This window comes from Pseudomonas sp. RIT-PI-q (genome assembly GCF_001297125.1).
In the GTDB taxonomy this organism is placed as follows: domain Bacteria; phylum Pseudomonadota; class Gammaproteobacteria; order Pseudomonadales; family Pseudomonadaceae; genus Aquipseudomonas.
This window is the reverse complement of sequence record NZ_LHPC01000007.1, coordinates 167,159-179,656: the sequence shown is the minus strand read 5'-3', so window position 1 is coordinate 179,656 and position 12,498 is coordinate 167,159. Positions and strand designations below refer to the sequence as shown.

Here is a 12,498-nt window from a genome sequence, read left to right as displayed (position 1 = left end):
GGGCTCTCAAATCAGACTTGGCTATTTATTTACGTAGCAGTTCGTTAAAGGCGCGGGCGCGGCGTGTCACTTCAGCCGTGCTGTCGGCGCCAAACAGGCCATGGACCACCGCCAGCAGATCGACCCCGTGGGCCACCAGCGGGGCGGCGTTGTCCAGGGTGATGCCGCCGATCGCGCAGATCGGCAGGTGCAGTTTGCTGCGGGCCTGATCGAGCAGTTCGAGGCTGCACGTCGGGGCGCCGGGCTTGGTGCTGGAATTGAAAAAGCGGCCGAAGGCGACATAACTGGCGCCTTCCTTGGCGGCTTGCTCGGCGAGTTCGAGTTGTGCGTGGCAGGTCGAACCGATGATCGCCTGGCGACCGAGCAGCGCGCGGGCCGGGGTCAGCGGTCCATCGGTCTGGCCCAGGTGCACGCCGACGTTCAGGCGCGCGGCCAGTTCGGCATCGTCGTTGATAATCAGCTGGGTCTTGTAGCGTTCACACAGATTACGCAGGGCCTCGGCCTCACGCAGGCGGCGGGCCTCGTCGCTGCTCTTGTCGCGGTATTGCAGCAGGGTGACGCCGCCTTCCAGCGCCGCCTCCACGTACGAAAGAAATTTACCGGCCAGTAATTGGCTGTCGGTAATGGCGTACAGGCCACGTAGTTTCATCGGGCAAGCCTCATGGCGTTACGAACAGAAATCCAGCGGCAAGCGGCGTGGCACAAATTGGCCTTTGCCCAGCTGCTCCGCATCTCGCAGGGTGCGCCAAGTGTAGTCAAGCGCGGTCTTCACGGCGCTGACGGGGTGTTCGCCCGGGGCCAGTCGGCCGGCCAGCGCGCTGGCCAGCGTGCAACCGGAACCGTGATAACTGCCGGGCAGGCGTTGGCAGGTAAAGGTCTGGCGGCTGCCGTCACGGCTGTACAAGCGATTGTGGATTTCGTGTTCATCGCCATGACCGCCGGTGATCAGCAGGTGTTTGACGTATGGCAGGAGTTTTTCAGCGCACTCGTCCGCGGTGCCTTCGGGCAGTTCGGCGAGGATGCGGGCTTCAGGAAGGTTAGGGGTGGCAATGATGGCCAGGGGCAGCAGGCGTTCGCGCATGGCGTAGCCGACTTCGTCCTTGCCCAGTCGTCCGCCGCCGCCGGCGCGCAGGACCGGGTCGCAGACCATCGGTAAATGCGGGTGCGCCTGGAGCAGTTCGACGACGGTGTCGACCATTTCCAGGGAACCGAGCATGCCCAGTTTGACCGCCGCTACCGTCGAGTCGTTGAGCACGGCATTGGCCTGGGCCAACACCCACTCACGGTCGAGGACGCGGAAGTCAGTGACATTGACCGTGTCTTGCACGGTCAGGGCGGTGACGGCCGGAGCCGCATGACAACCCTGGGCGAGCAGGGCTTCGATATCTGCCTGCAAGCCGGCGCCACCACTTGGGTCGTGGCCGGAGAGACAGAGGACAACGGGGCGAGAGCTGTAGATATTCATGGTGCGCGAGCTTACCACCAGTCGACCGACGAGTCATGAAGGACCCTGTAGCCGCTGGCGAAGCCTGCGTTCGGCTGCGAAGCAGTCGCTAAGTCGGGCACCGCGGTGATTCAAGTAAATCGAGGATTCAGTATTTACGACTGCTGCGCAGCCGAACGCAGGCTTCGCCAGCTGCTACAGGATTGTGGTCAGCCGCCGATGCATTATTAAGGTCGGATCGGGGAAACAGCTCTAGCTCAATACGCAGCGCTGGAACGCCCGTACTAGAGCCTTTGTAGGAAAAATTTCAATGGTGTTCAAAGGCCATCAACGGCTATGCTAGAGTGGATCCAAATCAATAACAGGTAATACCGGTTTTACGTCTACTCAAAAGGAATGAGGGGCTTCCTGAGATAACCGGACAGGCCACGCTGGGGCTTAAATGCGCTATTTGCTAATGTTGCTGTTGTGCTTGCCCCTCCTGGCGAGCGCCGTCGAATTCGATGAATTCACTCAAAGCCTTCCCCTGGGCCGAACCCTGCAAGTGTTCGAAGACGCCGGTGGTCAGGCGACCATCGCCGACGTGCGCGCACAAGCCGCGGCCGGAAACTTCAAGCCCCACGATAAAGACACCCTCAACGCCGGTTATTCGCGCTCGGCGTTCTGGTTGAAAATCGACCTGCATTACCGCCCGACCAATCCCGCCGTGCAACGCACCTGGTTGCTTGAACTGGCCTATCCGCCCCTCGATCACCTTGATCTCTACTTGCCCGATGCGGCCGGTGTGTATCAGTTGGTCCAGCAGACCGGTGATGCCTTGCCATTCGCGAGTCGCGAGATCCGTCAGAACAACTACCTGTTCGATCTGAATTTCACCCCCGACCAAACGCAAACCGTGTACCTGCGTCTGGAAAGCGAAGGGTCGGTCCAGGCGCCCGTCACGTTGTGGTCGAGTACCGCTTATCTTGAAGAGCAGCCGATCCGCCTCTATGTGCTGGGGCTGATCTATGGCGTGTTACTGGGGATGCTGGTCTACAACCTGTTCATTTACCTCAGCGTGCGCGACACCAGTTACCTCTATTACATCTTCTACATCGCCTCGTTCGGTTTGTATCAGCTGTCGGTCAACGGCGCCGCTGTGGAGTATTTCTGGCCGGACAACCCTTGGTGGGCCAACGCCGCGACGCCGTTCTTCATCGGTTGCGCGGGATTGTTCGGCAGCCAGTTCGCCCGTAGCTTCTTGCAGACAGCCGAGCACAGCCGTTGGCTCGACCGCTTGCTGCAGGCGTTGATTGCGTTTGGCGCGTTGGTGGTCGGGTTATCGCTGATGACCAGTTACGGCCTGGCCCTGCGTCTGGCGACGGCCTTGGCGTTGACGTTCACCGTAGTGATTTTTGCCGCGGGGATTCTCGCCTGGCTGCGCGGTCTGCGGGTGGCGCGGTATTTCATCATTGCCTGGTCGGCGTTTTTGCTCGGCGGCATCGTCAACACGATGATGGTGCTGGGCTATCTGCCGAACGTGTTCCTGACCATGTATTCCAGCCAGATCGGTTCGGCGATCGAAGTGGCGCTGTTGTCCCTGGCCCTGGCCGACCGCATCAACGCCATGCGCGAGCAGCAGGCGCAGACGCTGTTCGATGCCGGCCAGAAGCTTGAAGTGCTCAACCAGCAACTGGCGCACAGCAACAAGCTCAAGGACGAATTCCTCGCCACCCTGACCCACGAACTGCGCACGCCCATGAACGGGGTGATCGGTTCGCTGGAACTGATGCAGACCGTCGAGATGGACCCGGAACTGGAGCAGTACCAGCAAACGGCCGCGGGCTCGGCGCGCGACATGATGCGCATGGTCAACGGCATCCTCACCCTGACCGAGTTGCAGGCCGGCAAGCTCAAGGCAACTGCGACCACTTTCAGTTTGCGCGGTGTGGTCGAGGCCTTGCGCGTGCAGTTCGAAGGCAACGCCTTGAGCAAGTCGCTGGATTTCAAAGTCGAGGTGACGCAGGGGCTGCCTGACCGCTTGAATGGCGACAGCGCCAAGTTGGCGCAATGCCTGGAGTGCCTGCTGGACAACGCGATCAAGTTCACCCGAATCGGCGGGTTGGCGCTGCGGGTCACGGGCAAACCTGTGGAGCCCGACCGGCTGGCGTTGTCCTTTGCGGTGATCGACACCGGCATCGGTTTCACCGATCTGGGGGAGGCGACGATGTATCAACGGTTCTTCCAGGTCGATGGCTCGATGACCCGCGAGTACGGCGGTCTCGGCGTCGGCCTGGCCATCTGTCGGCAGCTGATCGAATTGCTCGGTGGGCGCCTGACGCACCGTTCCGAGCCCGGACGCGGCAGCCGCTTTCAGTTGGACGTCGAATTCGAGTTACCGGTAGTGGAGCGAGTGCCAACACCCTTCATGGCCCGGGATTTCCCGCGCCTGCGGCTGCCACAGGATTGCACCGTGCTGCTGGTGGATGACAACAGCATCAATCAACTGGTGATGCGCGGCATGTTGCTCAAGCTCGGGTTCCGGGTACGCACTGCCGACAATGGCCATGCCGCGCTCGACTATTTGCAGCGTGAGACCTTTGACGCCGTATTGCTGGATTGCCAGTTGCCGACGCTGGACGGCGTATCCTTTCCATGCCAGATCCGTGCATTGCCGGGTTGCAGCGAACTGCCGGTATTCGTGATTGCCGTGAGCGTCGAGCGGGAACGCTGCCTGACTGGTGCCTTGATCGATTACCTGAGTAAACCGGTGAAGTTCGAAGATTTGCAGGCTGCGTTGTATCGACGGGTACTCTGTCCAAGACAGGGCGAAAGCGCCGACAGTTAGGCAGATATGACACTTTGTTCGGCCAAAGGGCAGTGCTTAACTGAAATCCCTTGGCTGACCAAAGGAGCCCCGTCATGAACCTGCATCAGTTCGCCGAAACCCACGAAGTCACCAACCAGCCGCCGTCGCTGGACGGCACCAACCTGTATCGCATCGACTTGCCTTTGCAGGAGTGGTCGCGGCGTTTCGGGGCCGGGTGGGCCGAGTCGCGGATCGACGCTTACGGCGCACTGGCCGGCGGGCCGCTGATGGACGCGGGGTTCCTGGCCAATCAGAACAAACCGGTGTTCAGCAGCCATGACCGTTACGGCCATCGCATCGACCTGGTGGAATTTCACCCGGCTTATCACGAGCTGATGCGCACCGCGGTCGAACACGGTTTGACCTCGTTGCCCTGGGCGCATCCGCAGTCCGGCGCCCACGTCGCCCGCGCCGCCATGACGTATCTGCACAGCCAGGCGGAAGCCGGCAGCGGCTGCCCGCTAACCATGACCTTCGCCAGCGTTCCGGCCCTGCGCCTGCAAGCGGACCTGGCCGAGCAGTGGCTGCCGAAAATCCTCGCCACCGAATACGACCCGCGCAACGTCGGCATGGCCCACAAGGCCGGGGTCACCATCGGCATGGCCATGACCGAGAAACAGGGCGGCACCGACGTGCGGGCCAACACCACCAAGGCCTATCCGGTGGGCGCGAGCGGTCCGGGCCAGGCTTACGAACTGGTGGGCCACAAGTGGTTCTGCTCGGCGCCGATGTGCGACGCATTCCTGACCCTGGCCCAGACGGACAAGGGCTTGACCTGTTTCCTGCTGCCGCGCCATCGTCCGGACGACACGCGCAATCAGTTCTACATCCAGCGGTTGAAAAACAAACTCGGCAACTGCTCCAACGCGTCCAGCGAAGTGGAATTCCGTGGCGCACTGGCGTGGATGGTCGGCGAAGAGGGTCGGGGTGTTCCGACTATCATCGAAATGGTCGCCATGACCCGTTTCGATTGCATGGTCGGTTCCAGCTCGCTGATGCGCCAGGCCCTGACCCAGGCCAGCCATCACTGCGCGCACAGGATGGTCGGCGGCAAGTTGCTCAGCGAACAACCCTTGATGCAGAACGTATTGGCCGACCTGGCGCTAGAAAGCGAAGCGGCCCTGGCCTTGAGCCTGCGCATGGGCAAGGCGCTGGATCATCTGGATGACAGCCATGAAGCGAAATTCGCCCGGCTGGTGACGGCGGTGGGCAAGTATTGGATCTGCAAGCGCGCCCCCGGAATGATCAACGAAGCCGCCGAGTGCATGGGCGGTGCCGGTTATGTCGAAGACAGCATCCTGCCGCGTTTGTACCGTGAGGCCCCGGTCAATTCGACGTGGGAAGGTTCCGGCAACGTGCAATGCCTTGATGTGCTGCGGGCCTTGTCGAAAGAGCCGGGCGTGCTCGATGTGTTGTTCAGCGAGCTGGGCGATGGCCATGGCGACAAACGCCTGGCCGCGCACATCGGTCAATTGCAGGCGGCCTTCAAGGACACCAGCGACATTCAATACCGCGCGCGGCAGTTGACCGAAGACATCGCCCTGGGGCTGCAGGCCAGGCTGTTGCTGGAGGCCGGTAATTCTGCTGTCAGTGATGCCTTTATTGCCAGTCGTCTGGGTTCGGCGGGGCGGGTGTATGGCGCGCTGCCGCGGGGGTTGGAGGTGGAAGCGATAGTGGCGCGGTCGACCCCTCAGGGCTTCTGACCACCATTGACCCAACACACAAACCCTGTGGGAGCGGGCTTGCCCGCGATTGCGATTTAACATTCAACAGCCATGTTGTCTGAAACACCGCTATCGCGGGCAAGCCCGCTCCCACAGGGATTATCTTTGCTTCACATATGATGGATGACCAACACGCCGCTGTTCCCGTGAAGCGCTGTTGCAGGCAAGATGAAGCTCTGCAAGTCAGAACACAGGATGCTGATCGTGACCGAAGCTTTTATTGTCGTTCAAACCGCCGAGCAAGCCGTGGACCGGCTTGCGCTCTTGCACAATCGTGCAACCACCGCGCTGAACCAGGCGCTCAAGCGTTACCTCAAGGATCGTGTCGAGCCGGACGCCGAACAGCGTGCGATGTTTCGTTATCCCGAACTGCGTCTGACCTACCATTGCCAGGGCGAAGTCCCACAGACCACGCGCGCCTACGCCAAGGTTCAGCTGCCGGGGACCTACAGCGTCACCGTCACCCATCCGGCTGCATTCCGTAAATACCTGCTCGAACAGCTGGTGCCGTTGATGCACGACTTCACCGTGACTGTGGAAGTGGGCATCAGCCAGCAGAACATTCCTTATCCATACGTGGTCGAGCAGGGCGATGAACTGGCCGGCTCCGGCGTTACCGCCGCCGTGCTGGCGCGGGTGTTCCCGAGTACCGACCTGTCGGCCGCGACCGATGGCATTGCTGATGGTCTGTACGATTGGGAAAACACCGATCCGCTGCCGCTGGCCCTGTTCGACGCCGCGCGGGTGGATTTTTCCCTGCGCCGGCTGGTGCATTACACCGGCAGCGACTGGCGTCATGTGCAGCCGTGGATTCTGCTGACCAACTACCACCGTTATGTCGACCAGTTCATCGTCCATGGTCTTGAACAATTGCGCAGCGACCCGCGCTTCGTGCGCATGGTGTTGCCGGGCAACGTGATCATCGAAAAGAGCATGGACCACGGCGAAGCCTCGGCGATTGCCGCGGGCGTGGTCTGGCACCGTTATCAAATGCCGGCTTATCACCTGATCGCCAGCGATGGCCACGGCGTGACGCTGGTGAACATCGGCGTCGGTCCGTCCAACGCCAAGAACATCACCGACCACTTGGCCGTGCTGCGTCCGCACTGCTGGCTGATGATCGGTCACTGCGGCGGCTTGCGTCAGTCGCAGACCATTGGCGACTACGTACTGGCTCACGCCTACATGCGCCGCGACGGGATACTTGACCGTGTTGTGCCGCCGAACATTCCGATCCCGGCCCTGGCCGAAGTGCAGATGGCCTTGCAGCAAGCGGCGGCCAACATCACCGGCGAGAAGGGTGACGAGCTGAAGAAACGCCTGCGCACCGGCACCGTGCTGACCTACGACGACCGTAACTGGGAATTGCGCTGGGCTCAGGAACGTCCGCTGATCAACCTGTCTCGCGCCGTGGCGGTGGACATGGAAAGCGGCACGATTGCCGCGCAAGGTTATCGTTTGCGGGTGCCGTACGGCACGTTGCTTTGTGTCTCGGACAAACCGCTGCACAGCGAAATCAAGCTGCCGGGTTCGGCCAACGCCTTCTATGAACGCGCAGTCAGCCAGCACTTGAAGATCGGCATCGAGGCGGTGGACTTGTTGCGCACCGAACTCAACTCGTTGCACTCACGCAAACTGCGCAGCTTCGACGAGCCGCCGTTCCGCTAACGGTTGTCATGGTCATTTGGCGGTCAGGGCACTAGCATTAGCAGCCCTGACCGCTAGATGTTCACCTCCCATGTCCCGTCCGCCACGTCCCGTTTCCCGCCGCCCTGGCGTGAAGCCTGCGCCAACTTCTTCAGCCCCGCGCCGTATCGCCAAGGCGCCGCCGGCCGAGCCGAAGCTGATCCTGTTCAATAAACCGTTCGATGTGCTGACGCAATTCAGCGACGGCGAAGGGCGGGCGACGCTCAAGGATTTCATCGATATCCCGGGAATTTACCCGGCAGGGCGGCTGGACCGTGACAGTGAAGGGTTGCTGCTGTTGACCAACGACGGGCAGTTGCAGGCGCGGATCGCCGACCCGAAGCACAAACTGGCCAAGACCTATTGGGTGCAAGTCGAAGGCGAGCCAAGCGCCGAGCAGTTGCAGCGTTTACGCGATGGCGTGGAGCTGAATGACGGCATGACCTTGCCGGCCGAGGCGCGGCAGCTCGAAGAGCCTGAGTTGTGGCCGCGCAACCCGCCGGTACGCTTTCGTAAAACCGTGCCGACCTGCTGGCTGGAGCTGATCATTCGCGAAGGGCGCAACCGTCAGGTACGGCGCATGACTGCAGCAGTCGGCTTGCCGACGTTGCGCCTGGTGCGGGTCAGAATCGGCGACTGGTCGATCGAAGGGCTCGATCAAGGCCAGTGGAAGGAAGTGCCGGCGCGGTTATGAACCGTTTTCGATGTACGCAATGACCACGCTTTTGATGATGAACGCGAGAATCCCCAGGCCCAGCACGAAGAACAGAATGAACGTGCCGAATTTGCCGGCCTTGGATTTTTTCGCCAGATCCCAGACGATGAAACCCATGAATATGATCAGGATGGTGACCAGGCCGGTCATCATCCACTCTTCGAATACTGCAGGATCCATCGAACATCTCCAGCGCGGGCGGGGCTAAAAAGGGCGGGGCGAGTATACGCCATGGTGGATTGGCGGGGCATTGACCTGCGTCGGTGTGCCGCAGTCATTCGTCGCCTGTGCCGGCCCCTTCGCTGGCAAGCCAGCTCCTACAGGTATCACCTGCCCCTGGTAGGAGCGAGGCTTGCCCGCGAAGGCGTCCTCAGCTACGCAAATGAGTCTGCGGCAGCTCAGTGCTTTCAACACAGCCTGTGCCGGCCCCTTCGCTGGCAAGCCAGCTCCTACAGATATCACCCGCCCCTTGTAGGAGCGAGGCTTGCCCGCGAAGGCGTCCTCAGCTACGCAAATGAGTCTGCGGCAGCTCAGTGCTTTCAACACAGCCTGTGCCGGCCCCTTCGCTGGCAAGCCAGCTCCTACAGGTATCACCTGCCCCTTGTAGGAGCTGGCTTGCCAGCGAAGAGGGCTTCAGCTACGCAAATGAGTCAACGGCAGCTCAGTGCTGTTCAACACCTGGTTCAACACAAAACTCGACCGCACACTCGTCACCCCTTCAATCCGCGTCAGGTGCCCCAGCAGCAATTTCTGATAATGGTCCATATCCGGCACCACCACCTTGAGCTGATAGTCGGCGTCCATCCCCGTCACCAGACTGCATTCCAGTACCTGCGGCAATGTCCGGATCGCCGCTTCGAAGTTCTCGAAACGCTCCGGCGTATGGCGGTCCATGCCGATCAGCACGTACGCCGTCAGGCTCAGGCCGAGCATTTTGCGGTCCAGCAGGGCGACCTGGCGGGTGATGTAGCCGTCGTCTTCCAGTTGCTTGACCCGGCGCGAGCAGGGCGAAGGCGACAGGCCGATGCGTTCGGCCAGCTCCTGGTTGGAAATGCGCGCGTCACGCTGCAATTCCGCCAAAATGCTCAGGTCGTATCGGTCGAGTTTGCTCATCAATCAGGCCTTTGTCATAACTATTGCGGCAGATTATCTATCCAGGGTTAAAAATTGCGCAAGTGATGTTTATTTAAGCAATCTTCGCAATCCTCTGCCGGCGCCTGCGGCCTATTCTTATCACCAGAATCACTGCTCGGACAAACAGTCCACAGCGGCTCGCCCAATCAGGCCAGCTGCGGTCGCCACCCCCACAGGGGATGTGTCGGCCCCCGAGCTACACACTGTCCAGAAGACGGCGTGAGGTGAGCCGACGTCATAAGCGTCGAGCACGGACGAAGTTCTCAAAGGGAGGCCGACGGGTCTCCCTTTTCTTTTGCCCGCTATTTGTCACTCGTCCCCTCAATAAATAAGTTTCGCGACTGATAACCTGTTGCAGAACCGGCCTGTACTTTCCCAGTCTTACGTACAGGCCCTAACCCGCAGTGAGGAAAAGCATGAAGTCGCGCATCTGGCGTTTGGCCGGTGTTGGTTTGCTGTGTGTAAGTGTCACTGCGCAATCGCTGGCCGATGAGCCGCAAAACCGTGGTCCTGACGGTGGCCAACATGGCTCGGACGGCCATCAAGGCAATGGTCAGGGGCGTGGCGGCAACAATAATCAGCAGCGCCCGCAAAATAATCAGGCTCCTCAGAACAATCAACCGCGTCAGCAGAACAACGAGATCATTCGGGGCGATAACAGCCGCCAGTTCGAGCACAACGGCCAGAATCAGAACGGTGGCCAAGGGCAGAATCGCCAGCAGCCGAACTACAACAATCCGGTTCGGCCACCGCCACCACCGCCGCAGCTACCGGCCAATGACCTGCCGATTCAGGGCCGGCCCGACACCGTACGCCAGACCCAGCAACCACAGCGCGGTTACTATCAGGACGTGCCCCGGCGCAACGATAACAACCCGCACTGGCAGAACAATGGTCCGCGTCCCGATGACCATCGCTGGGCGGGTCGTCCGGACGGGCACGGTAATGGCTGGGGACCGGGTCCGCAGTACCGGCCCGGCCATGTGATCGATCGCTTCCCGGACCGTGATTACCGTGTGCCTTACCGGGGGCAGGATTACTTCTACTCCGGTGGCTACTGGTATCGCCCGCAAGGCCCACGTTATGTGGTAGTGCAGCCGCCACGCGGGATTCGTGTCAGCTACTTGCCGGATTACGCGCGCGAAGTGTGGATCGGCGGTGCGTTGTTGTTCCTGGCGGCCGGTTCGTATTACGCCTATCAGGAGAACACTCAGGATTACGTCGTGGTCGAGCCGCCGATGCAACAGCAGCCGCAACCGGTCAGCAACAGTTACGACGTGGAGGCGTATCCGGCCAACGGCCAGTCGCCGGAGCAGGTCAACCAGGACGGTTACGAGTGCTATCAGTACGCGGTGCAGCAGAGTGGTTTCAATCCGCGAACGGCCACCTATCAACCGGACCCGTCGGTGGTGCAAGCCTACCGCCAGGCCCAGGGCAACTGCCTGAGCAGTCGTGGCTATCAGGTGAGCTTCTAAGCGCTGGCGGTTTTGACGACTTCCTGCGGGTCGGCGTGCACCAGCACTTCGGCTCGCGGGTAGGCGGCGTGAATCGCATCGGCGGCCTGATCGCTGATGCCGTGGGCGACTGACAGAGTCAAATGCCCCGGCAATTCCAGGTGCAACTGCACGAACCACTGGTTGCCGGAGATCCGCGTGCGCAAGTCATGCGCGCCCAGCACGCCCGGTACACTGCAGGCCAGTTCGAGCATGTGCTGACTGACGTCCGGCGGCAGTTCTTCATCCATCAGTACCGTAAAACTTTCCCGGGCGATTTGAATGGCGCTCCAGAAAATGTACACGGCAATTCCCAATCCGAACCACGCATCCAGTTGATGCCAGCCAAACCCGGCCAGCACCAGCGCCACCAGAATGCTGCCGTTGAGCAGCATGTCCGAGCGGTAATGCAGGGAGTCGGCGCGCACGGCATTGGAGCCGGTTGCCTTGACCACGCGATGTTGCAACGTCAGCAACGCCAGCGTCAGCGCGAGGGAGAACACGATCACCCCGATGCTGATCCACGGCGCGCCCACCGGCTCCGGGTGCTTCAACCGGTCAACCGCTTGCAAGGCAATCAGCACCGCACTGCCACCAATGAACAGCGCCTGAGCCATGCCTGCCAACGACTCGGCCTTGCCGTGCCCATAGCGATGATCATCGTCGGCGGGGCGCAAGGCGTAATGCACGGCCAACAGGTTGAGCAGCGAGGTGACGCCGTCGAGTGCCGAGTCGGTCAACCCGGCGAGCATGCTCACCGAGCCGCTCAGCCACCAGGCGATGGCTTTGGCGACGATCAGCGTACACGCCACCGCCACCGAGGCGCGCGTCGCCAGCCGCAGCAGGCGGGCGTGTTCGGAGCTGGAAATCATAGGGGCGGCTTGTCCTTTAAGTGTTCCTTCACCGGCACGGATTACGCAGCAGGTTGCAGGCCGAACATGGCCAGTTGCTGGGTGCTGCCCTTGTGCTGGATCAGGCGTGGGTCGTCCAGCGGGAAGCTGCGGCCCAGTTCAGTTTCCAGAATAGTCTGCAACTTGTGGTTATCGACCTTGCCGTCAGCGCCGATGGCTTCCTTGAGTTTTTCCGGCGCCACTTGTGCAGTCTTGCCCGGTTCGAAGTAAATCGCGCCGGTGGCAAAGTCGACCGCAAAAGCGATCAGGCCGGGGATGATGTAGAACAGCAAACCGACGGCATCGAGTACGGCAATGGCCGGGTCGATCTTGCCGTCAATCTGGCCACGGCGATCGGGGTAGAAAATCGATCCGCAGGCGGTCACTTGGGTGAGCAGGGTGGCGACCAAAACACCGCCAATCAGGCGAAAGGGAACACGCATATGAAATCTCCTGAGTCATCTGGATAACGAAGCGTCGTTGATATGAATTAGGACCGCAACGAATGGCAAGCAGTTCGCCGTTATACTCGCGCCTCTGTTTGGGAGCCAGCATGATTTCTTT

Annotated in this window: 11 protein-coding genes; 5 read left to right on the top strand and 6 right to left on the bottom strand. The window is 61.0% G+C overall.

Features of this window, described 5'->3' with window-relative positions:
• Positions 1 to 25 precede the first annotated feature (25 nt).
• Positions 26 to 649: a thiamine phosphate synthase gene (gene thiE / locus AEQ67_RS01040; RefSeq protein ID WP_059402083.1), complete on the bottom strand. Its 624-nt coding sequence runs from the start codon at positions 647 to 649 to the stop codon at positions 26 to 28.
• Between the two features lie 18 nt (positions 650 to 667).
• Positions 668 to 1,465, bottom strand: a complete 798-nt coding sequence (locus AEQ67_RS01035; protein ID WP_059402082.1) for a hydroxymethylpyrimidine/phosphomethylpyrimidine kinase — start codon at positions 1,463 to 1,465, stop codon at positions 668 to 670.
• Between the two features lie 421 nt (positions 1,466 to 1,886).
• Between AEQ67_RS01035 and AEQ67_RS01030 the strand changes: the two genes are divergently transcribed.
• From AEQ67_RS01030 to AEQ67_RS01015, 4 genes are all read left to right on the top strand, one after another.
• Positions 1,887 to 4,271 (top strand): hybrid sensor histidine kinase/response regulator, encoded by a 2,385-nt coding sequence (locus AEQ67_RS01030; protein WP_059402081.1) that lies wholly within the window; start codon positions 1,887 to 1,889, stop codon positions 4,269 to 4,271.
• A 74-nt stretch (positions 4,272 to 4,345) separates the two neighbouring features.
• On the top strand, positions 4,346 to 5,995 hold the full coding sequence (locus AEQ67_RS01025) for an acyl-CoA dehydrogenase family protein (protein ID WP_059402080.1): 1,650 nt from the start codon (positions 4,346 to 4,348) through the stop codon (positions 5,993 to 5,995).
• Between the two features lie 189 nt (positions 5,996 to 6,184).
• The gene (amn, locus tag AEQ67_RS01020) at positions 6,185 to 7,684 is read left to right on the top strand and encodes an AMP nucleosidase (protein ID WP_169858286.1); all 1,500 of its coding nucleotides are present in this window, start codon (positions 6,185 to 6,187) and stop codon (positions 7,682 to 7,684) included.
• Between the two features lie 145 nt (positions 7,685 to 7,829).
• The gene (locus AEQ67_RS01015; RefSeq protein ID WP_161807452.1) at positions 7,830 to 8,396 is read left to right on the top strand and encodes a pseudouridine synthase; all 567 of its coding nucleotides are present in this window, start codon (positions 7,830 to 7,832) and stop codon (positions 8,394 to 8,396) included.
• Here AEQ67_RS01015 and AEQ67_RS01010 read toward each other — a convergent pair.
• Positions 8,391 to 8,597, bottom strand: a complete 207-nt coding sequence (locus tag AEQ67_RS01010; protein ID WP_059402078.1) for a DUF2788 domain-containing protein — start codon at positions 8,595 to 8,597, stop codon at positions 8,391 to 8,393. The genes AEQ67_RS01015 and AEQ67_RS01010 overlap by 6 nt on opposite strands.
• A 453-nt stretch (positions 8,598 to 9,050) precedes the next feature.
• Complete coding sequence (locus AEQ67_RS01005; RefSeq protein ID WP_007894448.1) at positions 9,051 to 9,530, bottom strand: Lrp/AsnC family transcriptional regulator; 480 nt, start codon at positions 9,528 to 9,530, stop codon at positions 9,051 to 9,053.
• Positions 9,531 to 9,967: 437 nt separating this feature from the next.
• Here AEQ67_RS01005 and AEQ67_RS01000 point away from each other — a divergent pair, with 437 nt between their 5' ends.
• Positions 9,968 to 11,026 carry a DUF6515 family protein gene (locus AEQ67_RS01000; RefSeq protein ID WP_059402077.1) on the top strand — a complete coding sequence of 353 codons (1,059 nt, stop codon included), beginning with the start codon at positions 9,968 to 9,970 and terminating at the stop codon, positions 11,024 to 11,026.
• Here AEQ67_RS01000 and AEQ67_RS00995 read toward each other — a convergent pair.
• The gene (locus tag AEQ67_RS00995; RefSeq protein ID WP_059402076.1) at positions 11,023 to 11,916 is read right to left on the bottom strand and encodes a cation diffusion facilitator family transporter; all 894 of its coding nucleotides are present in this window, start codon (positions 11,914 to 11,916) and stop codon (positions 11,023 to 11,025) included. The two genes, AEQ67_RS01000 and AEQ67_RS00995, sit on opposite strands and share 4 nt — an antisense overlap.
• A gap of 41 nt (positions 11,917 to 11,957) precedes the next feature.
• Positions 11,958 to 12,377 (bottom strand): hypothetical protein, encoded by a 420-nt coding sequence (locus tag AEQ67_RS00990; RefSeq protein WP_059402075.1) that lies wholly within the window; start codon positions 12,375 to 12,377, stop codon positions 11,958 to 11,960.
• Positions 12,378 to 12,498 lie beyond the last annotated feature (121 nt).